The sequence below is a fragment of the Cupriavidus agavae genome (genome assembly GCF_004217045.1).
Classification (GTDB): Bacteria; Pseudomonadota; Gammaproteobacteria; order Burkholderiales; family Burkholderiaceae; genus Cupriavidus; species Cupriavidus agavae.
This window is the reverse complement of sequence record NZ_SGXM01000002.1, coordinates 541,049-560,560: the sequence shown is the minus strand read 5'-3', so window position 1 is coordinate 560,560 and position 19,512 is coordinate 541,049. Positions and strand designations below refer to the sequence as shown.

Here is a 19,512-nt window from a genome sequence, read left to right as displayed (position 1 = left end):
CTACAACCCAAGCACAATCTTCCCGCCCTTGCCCCGCGAACAGCACGACATCATCCGCCGTCCTTCCTCCCGTTCCGCCCGCGTCAGCACCACGTCGCGGTGGTCGATCTCGCCGGCCAGCACCGGCACTTCGCAGGAGCCGCACAGCCCTTCCTCGCAGTCGCTCTGCACGTCGATGTTGGCGCAGCGCAGCGCGGTCAGCAGCGTCTGGTCGGCGGGCACTTCCAGCGTCAGGCCCGAATCCCTGAGTTCCACGGTGAACGGTTGTTCCTTCGACGGGTCGAGCGTGCCGAGCGTGGAGCTGAAATGTTCCACGCGCAGCGCGTCCTCGGGCCACGCCGCGCAGCAGGCTTCCAGGGCCTCGACCATGCGCGCCGGGCCGCAGGCGTAGATCTGCGTGGCGTCGTCGGGCGTGTCAAGGAGCGACGCAAAGTCGGCACGCTGGCCTTCGTCGCGGACGTGAAGATGCAGCCGGTCACCGTGCAGCGCCACGAGTTCGTCGCGCATCGCCATGGCCGCACGGGAGCGGCCGCAGTAGTGGAACGCGTAGTCGATGCCGAGCGCCCGGGCGCGCCGCGCCATGGCGCTGACCGGGGTCACGCCGATCCCGCCGGCAATGAAGATCGCCTTGCGGCAGCTTTCGTGGAGCCGGAAGTGGTTGCGCGGGCCACGTACCCTGACGCGATCGCCGGTGCGCAGGTGCGCGTGGATCCATGCCGAGCCGCCCCGGCTATCGGCCTCGCGCAACACGCAGACCTCGAACGCCGAGGCATCGGCCGGATCGCCGCACAGCGAATACTGGCGCGAGATTCCGGTCTGGCCGCACTCGATGTCGATATGCGCGCCCGGCGCCCAGCGCGGCAGCGCGCGGCCGTCCGGCGCGGCCAGCCGCAGCTTCACGATGCCGGCCGCGGCCGGCACGAGCGCGGCGACCACCAGCGTGCGGCCCACGCTGCCGCCCGTGGGCTCGCCGATGCGTACCGCATCGCGCGGCGCCAGCACGGCCGGATTGGCCCGCTCGGGATTCCGCGCCGGGTCCCACTCCACCCACAGATGCTCGGGGCCGCGGAACGAGGTGTTCGGCACGTAGGTGAACCGCTGCTCGGCCAGCCGCATGTGGGGCAGGCGCGCGGTCAGTTCTTCCAGGAAGACCTGCATCTCCATGCGCGCCAGATTCTTGCCCATGCACTGGTGGGCGCCATAGCCGAAGGTGAGCTGGTCGCTGGCATTGTCGCGGTGGATGTCGAACAGGTCGGCATCGGCAAAATGCCGCTCGTCATGGTTGGCCGACGCGGTGACGATCAGCAGCTTGCTGCCCGCTGACAGCGGGATGCCGCCCACGTCGGTATCGCGCGTGACCACGCGCCGCCACGCCGCCACCGAGCCGTTGTGGCGCAGGCATTCCTCCACGGCATCGGGAATCAGCGCCGGGTCGTCGCAGATCTCGCGCCAGACGTCGGGATGCTGCAGCAGCAGCTTCAGCGCATTGGCCGAGGCATTGGCCGTGGTCTCGTGCGCCGCCACGATGCCGGCCATCATCATCGAGTGCAGGTAGGAGTCGGTCACCACCTCGGGCTGTTCGCGCTGGCGGCGGATGCCGTACTGCATCCAGCCGGGGCCGGAAGGGTCCTGCCGCATCTTGTCGAGGATGCGGCCCGCCAGTTGCCAGAAGTTGCCCACGGCATGCGCCACGGCCACCTGTTCCTCGGGCCTGGGGCGGCCCCAGGTGTTGACCGTGTGGGCGATGGAGTACTGGCGCAGCAGGTCCATGTCCTCCTCGGGCACGCCCAGAAAGTGCAGCGCCACGGTCAGCGGCACTTCCCAGAGCATCTGGTCCACCAGGTCGGCGCGGCCGGCGTCGATGAAGCGGTCAACGTATTCGCGCGTCAGCTGGCGCACCATCGGCTCGTGATGCGCGAGTTCGGCTGGCGTGAACGGTTCCATCAACGCGCGGCGGCGCGGCATGTGGGCGGGCTCGTCCTCGTTGACCAGCGTGCGGTTCATCGCGTAGCCGTACGAGGCCAGCACGGCATTGGCCGCGTCGCCGGTGGGCGTGATCTTCTCCAGCGCAATGGCCGGGCTGAAGGTCAGGTTGTCGCGGAAGATGGCCTTGATGTCGTCGTAGCGCGTCACCACCCAGTAGCCAAGCTGCGGACTGTAGAACACGGGCTCCTGGTCGCGCGACCAGCGCACGTAGTCAGGCGGGTCCTGCTGGTAGCCGTCTCCGAACGGATCGAACGCGGCGGCTTCGGGGCTGACGGGGCAGCCATTCGGCGCGCGCGCCGCGCCGTGGTCGATGGGGCACTGTGACATGCGGATCTCCGGCTTCAGTCGAGCGAGATCTTCAGTTCGTGGATCAGGCGCGTCCAGCGCGTGGTCTCGCTGCGCAGCAGTTCGCTGAACTGGGCCGGCGTGTTGCCGACGGGCTCCACGCCAAAGTCCACGAGCTTCTTGTTGATCGCCGGGTCCTTGATCGACGCCACGACCTGCCGGTTCAGCGTGTTGATGACTTCGGGAGGCGTGGCGGCAGGTACCACCATGCCGACCAGCGCGGCGGCCTCCACGTTCCGGTAGCCCAGTTCGGCGAAGGTGGGTACGTCAGGCAGTTGCGGCAGGCGCGTGGCGTTGGCCACCGCCAGCGGGCGCACCTTGCCGCCCTTGATGAAGCCGGCGCCGGCGGCGTAGTCGACCATCATCGCGGGAATCTGCCCCGCGGCCACGTCGGACAGCGCCGGCGCGGCGCCGCGGTAGGGCGCATGCGTCATCGGCAGCTGCGCTTCCACCTTGAGCAGTTCCATGGCCAGGTGGTGCGGGCTGCCGGCGCCGGCCGAGCCGTAGTTCACGCCGCCCGGCGTGGCCTTGACCTGGGCGATGAACTCCTGCGCGGTCTTTGCCTGCGTGCCGGGCCCGACCACGAGGATCATCGGGAAGCGGCCCAGCAGCGTGACGGGCGCCAGGTCCTTGGCCGGGTTGTACGAGAGCGTCTTGTACAGCGCGGGATTGAACACCAGCGTGCCGTTGTCGGCGGAAAGGACCGTGTAGCCGTCCGGCGCGGCGCGCGCGGTTTCGGAGGCGCCGATGGCAGTGTTGCCGCCCGGCTTGTTGTCCACCACCACCGGCTGGCTGATGCGCCCGGACAGCCCCTGCCCGATCGTGCGCGCGAGGAAGTCGGAGCCGCCGCCGGCCGGGTACGGCACGATCCAGCGCACCGGCTTGGCGGGCCACGCATCGGCGGCATGGCCCGGTGCGGCGGCGACGAGCAGGGGCAGGGCAAAGGTGGCGGCGAGCAGCGCGAAGGGCTGGCAGCGGGGCATCGGGGTGTCTCCTTGGGATATGGCCGCTCGCTGGGCGGCCTGTTATCCGTGGATCATATCGCTTTGCACCGCACGTTGCGGTGCGGGAGAACCCCAAGCCGGGCGGCCACCCGCCCCTGTGGCTAACCCTTGCAGCCCTTAGTCGGGCCGCTTCGGGATATCGACCGCACGCTGCACGGCGGGGCGCGCGTTGAACGCTTCCACCACGCGCGAGACTTCGGGCAGGTCACGGATGCCGACGAGATCGCCGGCATCGTAGAAGCCCAGCAAGTTGCGCACCCACGGGAACGTGGCGATATCGGCGATCGAGTAGTCATCGCCCATGATCCACTGGCGGCCCCTGAGGCGCGTGTCGAGCACCTTCAGCAGGCGCTTCGATTCGGCCACGTAGCGGTCGCGCGGACGCTTGTCCTCGTAATCCTTGCCGGCGAACTTGTGGAAGAAGCCCACCTGGCCGAACATCGGCCCGATGCCGCCCATCTGGAACATCACCCACTGCAGCGTCTCGTAGCGCAGCGCGGGGTCGGCGGACAGGAACTTTCCGGTCTTCTCGGCCAGGTAGACCAGGATGGCCCCCGATTCCCAGAGCGCCAGCGGCTTGCGGCCCGGTCCGTCGGGGTCGATGATGGCGGGGATCTTGTTGTTCGGGTTCAGCGACAGGAATTCCGGCGAGTTCTGGTCGTCCTTGTCGAAGCGCACCAGTTGCGGCTCGTAAGGGAGGCCGGTTTCCTCCAGCATCAGCGAAACCTTGATGCCGTTCGGCGTGTTCAGCGAATAAAGCTGCAGGCGGTCGGGATGCTGCGCCGGCCACTTGCGGGTGATCGGGAAGGCGGAAAGATCGGCCATGGGGAGGGTTCCGGTTGGGCGAAAGCGCCTATGGTAATGGCTTTGCGCGGGATCTGGGAGCCGGGCCGCGCCGGCTAGCCCGCCTGCCGGGCCAGCTCGGCGGCGAGAAAATCGACGAATACCTTTGCACGCAGGGGCAGGCGGCGCCCGAAGCCATGCAGGATTTGCAGCGGGACGGGCCGTAGCGCCTGTTGCGGCAGTACGGCACGCAGCCGGCCGGCATCGAGATCGGCCTGCACGGTGGTCTTCAGCAACTGTGCGATGCCGAGTCCCTGCAGGGCTGCCGCACGCAGCGCGTCGCCGTTGTCCGCGTCGAAGATGCCTTCGGATGGCGTCCACGGGCCGGCGGCGAAGTCGAGCGGCATCACCTCGCCGCGCAGCCGGTAGCGGACATGGCGATGCCCGGCGAGGTCGGTCAGCGAGGCTGGTTCGCCATGGGCGGCCAGATAGGCGGGAGCAGCCACGAGCACCAGCGGCAATGTGCCGAGCGGGCGGGCGTGCAACGCGCTGTCGGCGGCGTGGCCGGCGCGCAGGGCCAGGTCGAAGCCTTCTCGCACCAGATCCACGTGCTGGTCGCCCAGGCTGATATCGAGCGCCAGCCGGGGGTGGCGTGGCATCAGCGTGGCGGTGATCGGCCCCAGCAGCGCGCGGCCCAGGTCGCCGGGCATGCTCACGCGCAGCCGCCCGGCTGCCGTGGAGGGCGGGGCCAGCACCTCGCTGGCTTCTTCCAGGCCGCGCACCAGCGGCGCCACGCGGTCATAGTAGGCGCGGCCCTCGGCGGTCAGCACGAAGGCACGCGTCGAGCGCTGGAACAGCCGCACGCCAAGCCGTGCCTCAAGGCGTGACATGCTCTTCGACACTGCGGAGGGCGTGGTACCGAGCAGCCGCGCGGCGGCGGTGAAGGAGCCGGCCTCCACCGCGCGCACGAAGGCGGCAAGCCCGTGCAGGCGTTCCATCGACATGGATGACAGATTGGCACAAGTGAAGCGTCCATTGTAGGGCTGTCCGGGCCGCGCTGCCGGCCGTAGATTCGAGTCCGTAGCCAACACAGGAATGCAGATCATGAAACAACTCGAAGGCAAGGTTGCCGTTGTCACCGGCGGCAACAGCGGCATCGGCTTCGCCATGGCCAGCCGATTCGCCGCCGAAGGCGCTGCGGTGGTGATCGTCGGCCGGCGCGCTGACGCGGTGGACGCCGCCGTGAAACAACTGGGCGAGAAGGCCGTGGGCGTGACCGGCGACATCGCCGATCTGGCGACGCATGACCGCGTGGCGGCGCTGGTGGCCGCGCGCTTCGGCGGGGCCGACATCTACGTGGCGAACGCGGGCATGAACCAGATCACGCCGTCGGAGCACGTGGGCGTGGAGGAATACGATGTCCAGTTCGCCACCAACACGCGCGCCGTGTTCTTTGGCGTGCAGAAGATGGCGCCGCTGTTGCGCGCGAACGGATCGATCCTGCTGGTCAGCTCGATCGCCAGTGGCAAGGCGCTCGACGGCCACGCGGTCTATGCGGGCAGCAAGGCGGCCATCGAGGCATTTGCGCGCAGTTGGGCGCTGGAGTTCAAGGCGCGCGGCATCCGCGTCAACGTCATCAGCCCCGGCCCTGTCGATACGCCGATCCTGGCCAAGCTGGGCGTGGCCGAGACGGAACGTGCGGGCTTCGAGGCGATGATGGCCGGCGCCATTCCGCTGGGCCGCCTGGGCCGGCCCGGGGAGGTGGCCAACGCGGCGTTCCTGCTGGCCAGCCCGGAGGGCAGCTTCATCACGGGCGTGAACCTGCGCGTCGATGGCGGTATCGCGCTGGCCTAAAGTCCACGGGTGGGAAAGCCGTAGAATCTCCGGATATCTCTGGAGATTCATCGCATGCAGGCAGTCCCCCTCCTCGCTGTTGCCGCCATCGCCATCGCCGCCACCGCCGCCGCCGCGCTGCCGGCAGCGGCCGCCAACGCACAACCGGCGCCCGAATCGGCCGCGCAGGCAACCGGCAACATCGCCGCACCGCTGGGCCTGGAACTGGGCAAGACGCGGTGCGCCCGCATCACCCAGGGCCCGAACCACGTCAGGGCCGGCAAGGCGGCATGGGCCGGCGGCGACGCCATCGAGATCCGCAACCTGGAGCGCTTCAACCTGCCGGGGCTGGCGCGGGTGATCGTCAATTGCGATGCGCAGGACACCGTGGCGCTGGTGACGCTGACGTTCGAGCGCCCGGCGTTCGACGACGTGCGCGGCAAGCTCGACAAACGCTACGACGCGCGCCGCAAGACTGAGGCGAATGCCGAGAACGGCTATGCGGAATGGCTGGCGAACAATGGCAGCATCGAGATGCTGCATGCCCGGGAAGGTCGCCAGTTCACCGTGGCGTACTGGGGCAAGGGCGCCAAGGCGCGTTACTTCGCCTACAACGGCGGTGGCGCCAGCGCGCCGGCCAGCGCTGCCGGCAAGGCGCCGCCCCCGGCGGTGAAGCAGCCTGCGGCACTGTAGGGCAAGAAGACAAGAAGGCCCGCCGGGCGCAACGCGCGGCGGGCCTTCCTGCTTTCTAGAACGGCAGGTTCAGGTAGTACTTGCCGAGTTCGGTCAGTTCGCCATCGGCGGCCAGCAGGCTCGTATAGTGGACATCGTCGCGCCAGCGGCCCGTGAACCACGCATAGCGGAACACATCGGTGCGCTGCTCGCAGATTGCCACCATCTCCTGCATCTGGCGCTTCTGCTTTTCCACCGTATCGATCTGCGCGCCGTCGGTGCCGCCGTGCCAGTTGGCGAATTCGGTCACCCAGAACGGCTTGCCGTACTTGGCCAGCCGGTCCAGCTGGCCGCCCAGTCCGTAGTCGTACCAGTGGAATGCAAGGTAGTCGATGCGCGGGTCGCGGTTGGCATTGGCCGCGCGATAGGCGGTGTAGAACGCGTCGAGCCAGACCACGGGGTCGGCATAGCCGGGCATCGTGCCCCAGGTGATCGTCGGGCCCACGAGCTTCACGCCAGTGCGCGCGGCGATGGCCTCGTAGCGCGGCCAGGCGGCGGCAGCGGCGGCGGGCGTCAGGTTGGCCTGGTCGGTCAGGTTCGGCTCGTTGAGCAGCAGCACGTACTTGACCTTGGGATGGGCGAGCAACCACGACTCCACGGCGGCGGAATCGAAGTTGTCGTTCCACAGCATTGGCATGAAGTCCATCGCGTAGGTGGTGGCCGCATCGTCGGGCGCCGACGCGCTGGGCCGCGACGCCCAGTTGTACCACCACGACACACCCGGCGCCAACGCGATGAAATCGGCCTTGCTGGCGAGATCGTAGGCGATGCCGCGCTTGGCGCTCTTGGTCACGCCGGGCGTGGCCACCGGAGGCGTGGTGACCGGGCTGGTGCTGCCGCCCGTGCCGCCATGGGGCGCGGTGGGATTGCCACCGGGGGTGCCGGGATTGACGGCACCACCCTCGCCGCCGCCGCAGGCGGTGAGGGCGAAGGTGAGGGACAGGGTGGCGAGGAAACGAGTGGTGGTGAGCATGGTCGTTCTTCCGGTTGCGCGTGCCGGCGGCTCTCCCGCTGTCTGGCACCCTCTCCCGCAGGCGGGAGAGGGGCCGGGGGTGAGGGCCGGCGGCTATCGCTTACAGCGAATCCAGGAACGCCCCGATCGCATCGCGGTCTGCCTTGGGCAGTGCTTCGTACCGCGTGCGGGCGTCCGTGGCCTCGCCGCCGTGCCAGAGCACGGCTTCGGTGTAGGTGCGGGCGCGGCCGTCGTGCAGCAGGCGCACGCTGGACCGGTCTCCCTGGATGAACCGCAGCGAGCCGATGCCCCATAGCGGCGCGGTACGCCATTGCTGCGGATAGGCGCGGCTTTCGGCCAGCGTGTCGGCCAGGCCCGGCCCCATGTCGTGCAGCAGCAGGTCGCTGTACGGGTGGATGGTCTGCTCGCGCAGCTCGGCAAACGGGTGCGTGTTGCCGGTCTTCATGGTCGGCGTGTGGCAGGCCACGCAGCGGATCTGGGCGAACAGATCGCTGCCGCGCGCAATCTGGGCCGGGTTCACGTCATGCTCGGGCGAGACCCGCACGCCGTCCGGGAAGCCGCTGCGCAGCTTGCGCTGGGCCGGCACGCCGATCAGCGAGAGGTAGTGCGTCATGCGCTCCAGTTCGTTCTCGGTGACCGAGGTCGGCACCGTGGAACCACGGCAGTCCGGTGCACCGCGCTGGCAGCCGGGGCTCGGGAACATCGGCGACGTGACGCCCATGTCCTTGATCAGCGCGTCGGCCACCTGCTGGCGAATGCTGGCCTTCGACGCCTTCCAGCCGAAGCGGCCCACGTGCGTCTTGCCGGTCTCAGGATCGACGATCAGGTTCGGCACGCCCTTGATGCCGTCGCCGTTCGCGTCGTTCGGGTCGGCCTGCGCCAGGATGGCGGATTCGGGCAGCGCTTCGAGCAGGCCCATGCCGATGACCTGCGGCGCCTGGCGTGCCGAGAAGCGCGCGGGAACCGGGCCCTTGAACGCGAAGACGGGTTTCACCAGTTCCACCTTCTCGCCATCGGGCAACGTGCGTACCGTGGTCTCGAACGACTGGGCGGTCACGTCGTAGGCCGGCGCGGTGGCGGACTGGGCGTGCTGCTGGACGTTGTTGCCGTAGGTGGCATCGGGGCCGCCCTCGGCGTTGGCGGTCAGGATCGACATCGTGTCGAGCTTCGCGGCGAGTGCCAGCGGCTTGCTGCGCCCGTTGTTGGTGTGGCACTCGATGCAGCGTGGCTGGTTGTAGCGCGCGCCCAGCTGGCCGATGTGGGCCGTGAAGACCGGGTTGTCCTTGTCGTGCTCCGAGTGCGTGCCGTCGGCGAACGAGGTGTGGAACAGGCGGCGGCCTTCGACGAAGCGCTGCGTGTTGGCGATGCCGATGTTGTTCGACATCTGCTGGAACACGCGCATCGGCTCCTCGGAGTAGTTGTACGAGATGCTGGCCGTACCGCCGAGCAGCGTGTCGTCGGGCAGCGGGGCGGAATCCAGGTTCGGCGCGATGCCGTACCACGGGCGCATGCCTACGCCAACCACGTAGAGCTGTTCGAACGAGTAGTAGCGGCTGCCGCCGCCATCCACCACCGGGTCGCGCTTGAGACGCGGCGCGGGGGCCAGCTCGATCGGGTCGCCGATCTTGAGCGGGCTGTGCGGGTCCGTGCGCCAGTTCGAGTCGAAGACGATCATGCAGTCTTCCTTGGGCTGCCCTTCGCGGCAGATCGGCAGCCCGCCTTCCTTGGCGTTGTTGAAGCCGGTGTTCATGGCCCAGCCGTAGTCGCGCACGTTGGGGTCCAGCACGTTGCGGAACAGGCTGAACGTGGTGCCGTCGAAGATGCCCTGGTTCACGCGCAGGTACATCTCGATCTTCTGCCGGCCGGCGGGCACGCCGTCGCGGATCTCGATGCCGAACGTGCGGTTCTGGAAGTAGAAGGTCGGGAACGTCAGGTAGCGGCCAGGGCCGGCGTCGGGCGCATCCCATGCCTCGCCGCGCTCGCGCGCATGGCGCTCGGTGGGGCGCGAACCCATCAGCGTGACCAGCGTGCCATCGGCCTCGCGGTACTGGATCTGCTCCATCAGCGGCGTGCCGGCCGCGTAGAGCGGCGACCATGCCTCGGCGGGCGTGGCGGCGGGCGGCGGCGTGGTGCTGCTCCCACCGTCGCCACCGCCTCCGCAGGCGGTGACCATCAACATGGCGGCCAGCATCAGCGCCGGCACACGACCTTGCGCGTGGCGTTTCATCATGGTTATTGACCCTTCGTTCTTGTTCGAACCGTGTGGGGTTCGGCTTATCGTTGTCTCGGCGCCGCTGCAACGCGTTGCAACGCGAGCGTGTTGCGCCGATGGCCTGCATTCCCTGTCCATCGCGTAATTCCTGAAGCCGCGGCGATTATCGGCAGCCCCATTTATAGATGTCAATTGTCATTATCTGGCGCGCCGGGTGACAAAAATTGCGGCGCGGGTGACGCATCGCGTCACTTGGCGAGGGCGCGCCGTCTGGCGGCAGGCGAGGAGCGTTTCCGCATGAAAAAGGGCCGCGCGAAGCGGCCCGGAATGGGGATGATTGCCCAGGGCAACCTTGCGCAAAAACGCAACACCGGCAGGAATGCCGGGAATATCGGCAGTACCGGCGGGAATGCCGGCACCGCCGATGGCACGCGCAGGGAGTATCAGGCGGCAGGGGTCAGGTGTCAGGCGTCGGGCGGCTGTTGCATGGCGGCGCGTTCGAGCAGCACCGGAATCGATTTCGACGTCGGCGTGTTGCAGAGATCGCCCACGCTGTCGAGCGGCACCAGCGGGTTGGTCTCGGGGTAGTACGCGGCGATGCAGCCGCGCGGAATGTCGTAGGCCACGATGCGGAAGCCATCGGCGCGCCGCTCGATGTCGTCGTCCCAGACCGTGCTCATGTCCACCCAGTCGCCGTCGGCAAAGCCGAGCATCCGGATGTCGGCCTCGTGCATGAAGACCACGCGGCGCTGGCCAAACACGCCGCGATAGCGGTCGTCGAGCGCGTAGATCGTGGTGTTGTACTGGTCGTGCGAGCGCGTGGTCATCAGCACCATCACGCGTTCGCCGTGACGGGCGCGGGCGCGCGCAATCGGGGTGTCTGGAACCAGCGGGTTGACCAGGAACTCGGCCTTGCCCGACGGCGTGTGCCATTCACGCTCGCGCGCCGGCACGTGCAGGTGGAAGCCGCCCGGATGCGCCACACGCGCGTTGTAGTCCTCGAAGCCGTCCACCACCTCGGCGATCTTGTCGCGGATGCGGGCATAGTCGGCCGCATACCAGCGCCAGTCCACCGTGGCGCTGCCCAGCGCGGCATGGGCCAGGTTGGCGACGATGGCGGTCTCCGACATCAGTTCCGGCGAGGCCGGCGCGTTCATGCCGAACGAGATATGCACCTGCGACACTGAATCCTCGACGGTCACGCCCTGCGGCACGCCGTCCTGGCGGTCGATCTCGGTGCGGCCCAGCGTGGGCAGGATCAGCGCCGTGCGGCCGTGCACGAGGTGGCTGCGGTTGAGCTTGGTGGCGATGTGCACGGTCATGTCGCAGGCGCGCAGGGCTTCCCAGGTGCGCGGGGTGTCGGGCGTGGCGGCCGCGAAGTTGCCACCCAGCGCCACGAACACGTTCACGTCGCCGCGCAGCATGGCCTCGATGGTGTCCACCACGTCATGCCCGTGGGCGCGCGGCGGATCGAAGCGGAAGGCGGCGCCCAGCTTGTCGAGGAAGCCGGCCGTGGGCTGCTCCTCGATACCGACCGTGCGGTTGCCCTGCACGTTCGAGTGGCCGCGCACCGGGCACAGGCCGGCACCGGGGCGGCCGATATTGCCGCGCATCATCATCAGGTTCGAGAGCAACTGGATGGTCTGCACCGAATGCTTGTGCTGGGTCAGGCCCATGCCCCAGGTGCAGATCACGCGCTGGCCGCGGGCATAGATCGCGGCCAGGCCCTCGATCTCGGCGCGCGGGACGCCGGACTCGCGCTCGATCACGTCCCACGGCTCGGCGCGCAGGTCGGCGGCAAAGGCGTCGAAGCCGTGCGTGTGCGTGGCAATGAAGTCGAGGTCGAGTACGCGGGGCTGGCCGGCGGCCACGGCGTCGTCGTCGAGTTCCAGCACGTGCTTGGCCACGCCGCGGATCAGCGCGAAGTCGCCGCCCAATGTCGGGCGCACGAACACCGAGCAGATCTCGGTGCTGGAGTTGGTCAGCATCTCGAGCGGGCTCTGCGGGCTTGTGAAGCGCTCCAGGCCGCGCTCGCGCAGCGGGTTGATCGAGACCAGCGTGGCGCCGCGCCGGGCGCAGTCACGCAGCTCGGCCAGCATGCGGGGATGATTGGTGGCCGGGTTCTGGCCGAACAGCAGGATGGTGTCGCACTGCTCGAAGTCTTCCAGCGTGACAGTGCCTTTGCCGACACCCACGGTCAGCGGCATGCCCCGGCTGGTGGCCTCGTGGCACATGTTCGAGCAGTCGGGAAAGTTGTTGGTACCCAGCATGCGCGCGAACAGCTGGTACAGGAACGCGGCTTCGTTGCTGGCGCGTCCCGAGGTGTAGAACGCGGCCTGGTTGGGGTCGCGCAGCGCACGCAGGCGCGCGCCGATGGTGGCGAACGCGTCGGGCCATGAGATCCGGCGGTAGGTGTCGGAAAGCGCGTCGTATATCACCGGCTCGGTCAGGCGGCCGTGCTGTTCAAGCTCGTAGTCGGTCTGCGCCATCAGCGACGCCACGGTGTTCTGCGCCAGGAACTCGGGCGTCACGCGCTTGCTGGTGGATTCCGCCGCCACGGCCTTGACGCCGTTCTCGCAGAACTCGAAGGTCGAGGCGTGCTCGCGGTCGGGCCAGGCGCAGCCGGGGCAGTCGAAGCCGTCGGGCTGGTTCTGCCTGAACAGCATGCGGTAGTCGCGGCCCGCCACGCGCTCCTTGAGCAGGTTGATGGCGACGTATTTCAGTGCCCCCCAACCCGCCGCCGCGTGGGTATAGGGTTCGATGCGGGGTTTGGACCTCATTGCCATGACGGTTGCTCCTGCCGGATTCTGGTGAACGTGACAGACGCAGCGTAGTCCCCGCCGGAAAGTCGCCATTCCGGCGAGGGCGATCGATTTCGGTATCGCACGGCGCCCGGACGACGATCAGACCAAAGGATAGGGTAGTGCAACAACGCGGTTATCGCGCGACCCCAGCGTACAGATGCTTTCCGCGCCACGCCTGCCTACCATGCAATGGCGGGCTTGCAACACGGCCCAGGGCGGGAACACCGGCTGGTGAACCTGCGCGTTCCAGGCAACCCAAGGAGTCGAACATGATCGCCAAACACATCGTTCCCGTCGTCGTGGCATGCGGCCTGGCTGCGGTCAGCGCGCTGGCATCGGGCATGGCGGACGCCGCCGAGGCCCACGTCCACCAGCATGGCCACCCCACCTACAACATCGATCGTCCGCGCGATCCGTTCACCGATGGCGCGCGCTATCTGGTGACGCCGGCGGACGAAGGGCATTTCGTGCTGGTCGGGCATGACCTGACCGGTGTCTCGGCGCCCCCGGGCGGCGTGCCGGCATGATCGCCGCCCGCCCCGCTACCGTGGAGACGGCGATGCCGGACATCCTGAACCGTGTCGCGGATGTCCGGCCGCTGCTGGCCTGGCTCTGCATCTGTGCTGCCAGCGCCGGCATGGCATTCGCCACGGCCGTGTGGGCGGGCGCGTAAGCCTGCCGGTCAGTGTGACGGGGCGGGCGGCCTGATGGAAAGGATCAGGCCGCTTCTTCCTCGGCGCGCAGGCTGGCGGTCTTGAGCGGCAGGCGCACGACCATGCGGGCGCCGCCTTCGGGCGGAGATTCCGCCTCGATGCTGCCGCCGTGCGATTCCACGATGTTGCGGCAGATCGACAGCCCCATGCCCATGCCTTCGGGCTTGGTCGTGTAGAACGCGTTGAAGAGCCGCTTCATCGCCTGCTCCGGGATGCCCGGCCCGGTGTCGCTGACCACCAGCAGCACGGTATTGTCCGGCAGCACGCGGCTGGTCACGGTCAGGCGGCGGCGCCCATTCACGTCGGCCATCGCCTGGATCGCGTTGATCATCAGGTTGACCAGTACCTGCTGGAGCTGGGTCCAGTCGCCGTGGATGCGTGCCGAGGCGGCGTGCAGGTCTGTGATGGCGGAGATCTGGTGGTCCTGCATTTCGCGGCGCACCAGCTCCACGGTGTCGGCCAGCAACGCGTCGACGGCAATGTCGATGTAGCGGGGCTCGGCCTTCTGCGCCATCGCGCGGATCTGGCGGATGATGTCGCTGGCGCGGCTGGCGTCGCGGATGATCTGCTCCACCGCCTCCCCGGCCTCGCCGATATCTGGTGGCGTACGCTGGAGCCAGCGCTGCGCCGATTCCCCGCATGTCACGATGGCCGCGATCGGCTGGGTCACCTCGTGGGCGATCGACGCCGCCAACTGGCCGAGCGTGGTGACGCGCGCCACGTGCGCCAGTTCGTCCATGGTCCGGTGCAGCGCCTGCTGGGTCAGCGTGGCTTCGGTGATATCCATCAGCGCGCCCACGTACTCATGGCTGTCGCCGTCGGAGACGCTGCGGCGCGCCACCAGGTGCACGTAGCGCAGGCTGCCATCGGGCATCAGCAGCCGGTGCTGGATCTCCACCAGCGCCGCGCCGTCGAGCATGGCGCCATGCGCGCGCTGCACGTCGGCCATGTCGTCCGGGTGCACGCGGGTCAGTACCAGGCCGAAGTGCACCACGCCGCCGCGCGGGTAGCCGAGGATGCGGTGCGATTCGTCGGACCACACCATCGTGCCGGCTGGCACGCGGATCGCCACGCTGCCCGTCTTGCTGAGCCGCTGGGCTTCGGCCAGGAACGACTCGCTGCGGGCCAGCGCGGCCTCGGCGCGGCGCCGGCGGTCCATGGCGGCCAGGTTGCGCAGCGCCAGTACCGTGGTGGTGCCGATGGCCAGCAGGGCGAACACGCAGCGCGCCAGCTGGCCGTGGTCGTGATCGGTGTTCGGCGAGACCACGAAGGCCGTCACCGTCAGCAGCAGCGAGATGGCGGCCGCCAGGCGCACCGCGCCGATCGAGCCGGTCAGCGCGACCAGCAGGATCACCAGCACATAGAGCACGGCGATCGCGAATTCGAGCGGCGTGAAGGCGTCGATCAGGAACACGCCCAGTGCCAGCAAGCCGGCGGTGCCGTTGAGCAGCCGGTGGATAGTGGAGTTGTACATGCCCAGTCCGTCGTGGCGGGTTGTCGGTGAGGCCCGCGCTGTCTCCAGCATGGCCCGACGCTGATACTAATGCCGAATGACTGCACTAGTAATCATATGAAGGTATGGTGGGTTGTTCAGATTGTTTTGCCATGCAAACCGGCAAAGTCTGGGCTTCCCGCGCAAGGCCGCCCGCCGGATCGCCGCCATGATGGCACGGTGTTCCCCCGAACCGACAGGCCTGGCGGCCGGCAGTGCACTTTCGCGGTGCAGCGTCCGCCAGCGAATGGATCCCTTGCAGGAGTCAACATGACCAAGACGTCCCTCGATTCGGATGCCGGCCTGGCCGTCACCGAGATCTCCGATCACCTGAACCGGCTGCTGGCCGACGTCTTCGCGCTCTACCTGAAGACCAAGAACTTCCACTGGCACATGTCCGGCCCGCATTTCCGGGACTACCACCTGATGCTCGACGAGCAGTCGGAGCAGATTTTCGCCATGACCGACGACGTGGCCGAGCGCGTGCGCAAGATTGGCGGCACCACGCTGCGCTCGATCGGCAATATCGCCCGCCTGCAGCGCCTGCGCGACAACGACGAGGAGCAGGTCTCGCCGAAGTCCATGCTGCGCGAGCTGCATGCGGACAACCTCAAGCTCGTGGAAGACATGCTCGACGCCCACGCGGTCTGCGACGACCACGCCGATGTGGCCACCGCCAGCCTGCTGGAAAACTGGATCGACGAGGCCCAGCGCCGCGCCTGGTTCCTGGGCGAAGCGGTCAAGTAAGCGCGCGCTCCCCCACGCGTTCTGCGCGGTCAGGCGCCCTCTCCGGTGGAGAGGGCGTTTTCACATGGGCGGCGGGAGGCTGGCCGGGGCGCCCGCTGCGCTTATAATCCGGCGGCCTGCCGCCATCCGCCCAAACCATGTCCACAGCCTCAGCCACCGCTCCTGTCCGCCTTGCGGGCGCCATCGTCATTGGCGGCGGCCCGGCTGGCCTGATGGCCGCCGAGCGGCTGGCCGCGCAAGGCATGCCCGTGCAGCTCTACGACGCCATGCCGTCGGTGGGCCGCAAGTTCCTGATGGCGGGCAAGGGCGGCATGAACATCACCCATGCCGAGGCGGCAGACGCCTTCCTGCGCCGCTACGGCGCGCGCGCAGACCGTATCGCGCCGCTGCTGGCGGGCTTCGACGCCAATGCGCTGCGCGCCTGGGTGCACGATCTCGGCATCGACACCTTCGTCGGCACCTCCGGCCGCGTCTTCCCCACCGACATGAAAGCCGCACCGCTGCTGCGGGCGTGGCTGCACCGGCTGCGCGAGTCGGGCGTGAGCATCCATACGCGCCATCGCTGGCTCGGCTTCGGTCCGTCCGTCGATGGCTGGCATGGGCTGCGCTTCGCCACGCGCGATGGCGACACCGAGGTGGCGGCGCGCGCCGTGGTGCTGGCGCTGGGCGGCGGCAGCTGGGCGCGGCTTGGCTCCGATGGCGCCTGGCTGCCATTGCTGGCGGCGCGAGGTGTGGACGTGGCGCCGCTGCGGCCTGCCAACTGCGGCTTCGACGTGGCGTGGAGCGAGGTACTCCGCACCCGCCATGCCGGGCACCCGGTCAAGCCGGTGGCCATCGGCGTGACGCTGGCGGACGGCACGGTGCTGCACCGGCAGGGGGAATTCGTCGTCAGCGAGACCGGCATCGAAGGCAGCCTGGTCTACGCGATGTCCGCGCCGATCCGCGACCTGATCGATGCCCACGGCAATGCCACCATCACGCTGGACCTGGCGCCGGGGCGCACGGCGGAGAACGTCGCCGCCGAGGTGGCGCACCCGCGCGGTTCGCGCTCGGTGTCGAGCCACCTGCAAAGCCGGCTTGGCATTACCGGCGTCAAGGCGGGCTTGCTGCGCGAGGTGCTGTCAAAAGACGCGATGCACGACCCCGTGGCGCTGGGCGCAGCCATCAAGGCACTGCCGCTGCGGCTGGACCGCGCGCGACCCATCGACGAAGTCATCAGCTCGGCCGGCGGCGTGCGCTTCGAGGCCATGGACGCGCGGCTCATGCTGGCCGCGCTGCCCGGCGTGTTCTGCGCCGGCGAAATGCTCGACTGGGAGGCGCCCACGGGCGGTTACCTGCTGACCGTCTGCTTCGCCAGCGGCCGCGTGGCAGGCGAGGGTGCGGCGGCCTATCTCAAGACGTAGCCCCCGGACGTAAAAAAGCCCCGGCCGAAGCCGGGGAGGGAGCGGGGGAGACAGCAACAACGCGGGTCAGGCGGCAACTTTGCCGCGGAATACGTGGTACTGATAGAGGTTGTAGCCCAGCATCACCGGCAGCAGCAGGCCGATGCCGATCAGCATGAAGACCAGGGTCTTGTCATCGGAGGCAGCAGCCATCAGTGACAGCTTGCCGGGCACCACGTTCGGGAACAGGCTGATCGCCAGCCCGCCGAACGAGACCAGGAACAGCAGCACGGCGGCGCGGAACGGTGCGCGGCGGCTGCCCGTCCAGGTCGAGCCGGCAAGCCAGGCCACGGCGCCGGCAGCGACCACGCCCAGCGCCAGCAGAATCGCCAGCACGCCGTGTTCGTGCCAGCGCTCGGTGCCGATCAGGCTCAGGTGCAGCGTGGCGTACGACAGCACCAGCGCGCTGACTACCGTGACCGGCAACATCCACAGCGCCCAGCCGCGCGCCGCGCTTTCCACCGGGTAGGACGTCTTCTTGATCAGGTAGGTGGCGCCCAGCAGCGCATAGCCGGCGGCCACGCCGATGGCCGCGAACAGCGTGAACACCGCGTTCCACGCGCCGGGGTTCAGGCCGGTGATCAGGCGCCCCAGGATCACGCCCTGCGCAACGGCCGCTACCAGGCTGCCGACGCCGAACACGCGGTCCCACAGCACGCTGTGTCCCGCGGCATGGCGGAACTCGATGGCCGCGCCGCGCATGATCAGCCCGGCAATCAGCGCCATCAGCGGCACGTACAGATGCGGCAGCAGCAGCGCGTAGGCCGCCGGGAAGGCGCCGAACAGGCCGCCGCCGAGCACCACGAGCCAGGTCTCGTTGGCATCCCAGACGTGCGCGATCGAGGTAACCATCGCGTCGCGGGTGCTGCGTTCGGGCGCGAACAGGCTCAGGATGCCGATGCCCAGGTCGAAACCGTCAGTGACGACATAGCACGCCAGCATCAGGCCCAGGATGCCGAACCAGAGCGTGACCAGCAGGGAGTGGGGGGAGGTTTCCATGATCGATGCCTCGGTATCAGTAGGTGCCGCCGTCGGCCAGCGTAACCGGGCTGGCGGAGGTGGCGAGAGGTCGCGGCAGGCCCTGCAGCGGCGCCGGCAGCGTCAGGTCGGGGCCCTTGCGCAGCCAGCGCGAGGCCAGCCAGGCGAACGTGGCCAGCAGGACCGCATAGAACGCGGCGAACATCACCATGCTGCTGGTCACGTCAAGCGCGCTGATCGCGGTGGAGACGCCCGCCTCGGTCCGCAGCAGGCCATAGACCAGCCACGGCTGGCGGCCCACCTCGCGCACGATCCAGCCGCATTCCACGGCCAGGTAGGGCAGAGGGATGGCCAGCACCCAGGCCAGCATCAGCCAGCGATGCTGTGCCAGGTTCTCGGGCTTGCGGCGGGTGCGGTACACCACCTGCGCGGTGCGCAGCGCCAGCAGTACCAGCAGGAAGCCGATGCCGGCCATCACGCGGAACGAGTAGTAGAGCAGCGGCAGCATGGGCGGCTGGTCGGCGCGCGGGATGTCGGCCAGTCCGGTCACCGTGCCGTGCACCTCGTGCGTGGCCAGCAGGCTCAGCATGCCGGGCACTTCGAGCGACCAGGCATTGCGTTGCTGCTGCTGGTCTGGCCAGGCCAGCAGCGACCACGGCGCGGCGGTGCCGGGCGCGTTGGTATGCCAGTGGCCTTCGATCGCGGCGCCCTTGGCGGGCTGGGTCTTGAAGACATCCACGCCGCTGCCGTCGCCGAGCCAGACCTGCAGCGGCGCCACGATCATCAGCAGCAGCATCGCCAGCCGGAACGAACGGGCGAAGAACTCGGGGTTGCGGCGGCGGAACAGGTAGTACGCCGAGATGCCCGCCACCACCACGAAGCCGGTTTCGAGCGCGGCCATCCACATGTGGGTGATGCCCCAGATGGCGTCGGGGTTGAAGATGGCGCGCAGGTAGTCTGTCACCACGATCTTGCCGTCCACCACGGCCACGCCGGCCGGCGTCTGCATCCAGGAGTTGGCCACCATGATCCAGAAGGCCGACAGCGACGAGCCCAGCGCCACCATGCCGGTGGCAAACAGGTGCACGCCCTTGGACACGCGGTCCCAGCCGAACATCATGATGCCGATGAAGCCGGCTTCGAGCATGAACGCCATGGCGCCTTCGAAGCCGAGGATGTTGCCGAAGAACTGGCCCGTGAACTGCGAGAAGCTGCTCCAGTTGGTGCCGAACTCGAACTCCATCGGGATGCCGCTGACCACGCCCACGGCGAAGTTCAGCAGCAGCAGCTTGCCCCAGAAGCGGGCGTGGCGGTACCAGGCGAGGTTGCCGGTGCGCACCCAGAGTGCTTCCACGATGAACAGGTAGGCCGACAGGCTGATGGTCAGGATCGGCCAGAGGATGTGGAAGATCGCGGTGAACGCGAACTGGCCGCGCGAGAGGTCTAGGACGTTGTCGAGTGCCATGGC

Annotated in this window: 16 protein-coding genes; 6 read left to right on the top strand and 10 right to left on the bottom strand. The window is 68.6% G+C overall.

Translation table 11 applies throughout. The features are described 5' to 3' along the window. The 4 genes from EV147_RS13510 to EV147_RS13495 form a co-directional block, all read right to left on the bottom strand. Positions 1-2,313, bottom strand: a complete 2,313-nt coding sequence (locus EV147_RS13510; protein ID WP_130391678.1) for a cytochrome P450/oxidoreductase — start codon at positions 2,311-2,313, stop codon at positions 1-3. Positions 2,314-2,327: 14 nt separating this feature from the next. Next, positions 2,328-3,314 (bottom strand): Bug family tripartite tricarboxylate transporter substrate binding protein, encoded by a 987-nt coding sequence (locus tag EV147_RS13505; RefSeq protein ID WP_130391677.1) that lies wholly within the window; start codon positions 3,312-3,314, stop codon positions 2,328-2,330. Between the two features lie 138 nt (positions 3,315-3,452). Then, a complete protein-coding gene (locus tag EV147_RS13500) occupies positions 3,453-4,160 on the bottom strand; it encodes a glutathione S-transferase N-terminal domain-containing protein (protein ID WP_130391676.1) in 708 nt (235 codons plus the stop codon). A 74-nt stretch (positions 4,161-4,234) separates the two neighbouring features. Beyond that, positions 4,235-5,122, bottom strand: a complete 888-nt coding sequence (locus EV147_RS13495) for a LysR family transcriptional regulator (protein WP_130391675.1) — start codon at positions 5,120-5,122, stop codon at positions 4,235-4,237. Positions 5,123-5,222: 100 nt separating this feature from the next. On the opposite strand from EV147_RS13495, the gene EV147_RS13490 reads away from it, so the two are divergent. Both EV147_RS13490 and EV147_RS13485 read left to right on the top strand, forming a co-directional pair. Then, positions 5,223-5,972, top strand: a complete 750-nt coding sequence (locus EV147_RS13490) for an SDR family NAD(P)-dependent oxidoreductase (RefSeq protein ID WP_130391674.1) — start codon at positions 5,223-5,225, stop codon at positions 5,970-5,972. A 54-nt stretch (positions 5,973-6,026) separates the two neighbouring features. After that, complete coding sequence (locus tag EV147_RS13485) at positions 6,027-6,644, top strand: hypothetical protein (protein ID WP_235844724.1); 618 nt, start codon at positions 6,027-6,029, stop codon at positions 6,642-6,644. Positions 6,645-6,699: 55 nt separating this feature from the next. Here EV147_RS13485 and EV147_RS13480 read toward each other — a convergent pair whose 3' ends face one another. From EV147_RS13480 to EV147_RS13470, 3 genes are all read right to left on the bottom strand, one after another. Further along, positions 6,700-7,656, bottom strand: a complete 957-nt coding sequence (locus EV147_RS13480; protein WP_130391673.1) for a glycosyl hydrolase — start codon at positions 7,654-7,656, stop codon at positions 6,700-6,702. A 100-nt stretch (positions 7,657-7,756) separates the two neighbouring features. Beyond that, on the bottom strand, positions 7,757-9,886 hold the full coding sequence (locus EV147_RS13475; protein ID WP_198680238.1) for a di-heme oxidoreductase family protein: 2,130 nt from the start codon (positions 9,884-9,886) through the stop codon (positions 7,757-7,759). A gap of 446 nt (positions 9,887-10,332) precedes the next feature. Further along, a complete protein-coding gene (locus tag EV147_RS13470) occupies positions 10,333-12,648 on the bottom strand; it encodes an FdhF/YdeP family oxidoreductase (protein WP_130391797.1) in 2,316 nt (771 codons plus the stop codon). 293 nt (positions 12,649-12,941) lie between these two features. Here EV147_RS13470 and EV147_RS25955 point away from each other — a divergent pair, with 293 nt between their 5' ends. Continuing rightward, positions 12,942-13,199, top strand: coding sequence for a hypothetical protein (locus tag EV147_RS25955; RefSeq protein WP_157994688.1), 258 nt, complete (start codon positions 12,942-12,944; stop codon positions 13,197-13,199). Continuing rightward, positions 13,196-13,345 carry a hypothetical protein gene (locus EV147_RS25950; RefSeq protein ID WP_157994687.1) on the top strand — a complete coding sequence of 50 codons (150 nt, stop codon included), beginning with the start codon at positions 13,196-13,198 and terminating at the stop codon, positions 13,343-13,345. Before EV147_RS25955 ends, EV147_RS25950 begins: the two co-directional genes overlap by 4 nt. A gap of 44 nt (positions 13,346-13,389) precedes the next feature. On the opposite strand, the gene EV147_RS13460 is transcribed toward EV147_RS25950, so the two are convergent. After that, complete coding sequence (locus EV147_RS13460; protein ID WP_235844723.1) at positions 13,390-14,859, bottom strand: sensor histidine kinase; 1,470 nt, start codon at positions 14,857-14,859, stop codon at positions 13,390-13,392. 288 nt (positions 14,860-15,147) lie between these two features. Between EV147_RS13460 and EV147_RS13455 the strand changes: the two genes are divergently transcribed. Continuing rightward, entirely contained in the window at positions 15,148-15,624 is a 477-nt protein-coding gene (locus EV147_RS13455) for a Dps family protein (protein ID WP_130391670.1), read from the top strand. A 137-nt stretch (positions 15,625-15,761) separates the two neighbouring features. Continuing rightward, positions 15,762-17,027, top strand: a complete 1,266-nt coding sequence (locus tag EV147_RS13450) for a TIGR03862 family flavoprotein (protein ID WP_130391669.1) — start codon at positions 15,762-15,764, stop codon at positions 17,025-17,027. 66 nt (positions 17,028-17,093) lie between these two features. Here the strand turns inward: EV147_RS13450 and EV147_RS13445 are convergent, their stop codons facing one another. Next, positions 17,094-18,065, bottom strand: coding sequence for a cytochrome d ubiquinol oxidase subunit II (locus EV147_RS13445; RefSeq protein ID WP_130391668.1), 972 nt, complete (start codon positions 18,063-18,065; stop codon positions 17,094-17,096). 16 nt (positions 18,066-18,081) lie between these two features. Next, entirely contained in the window at positions 18,082-19,509 is a 1,428-nt protein-coding gene (locus tag EV147_RS13440) for a cytochrome ubiquinol oxidase subunit I (RefSeq protein WP_130391667.1), read from the bottom strand. Positions 19,510-19,512 lie beyond the last annotated feature (3 nt).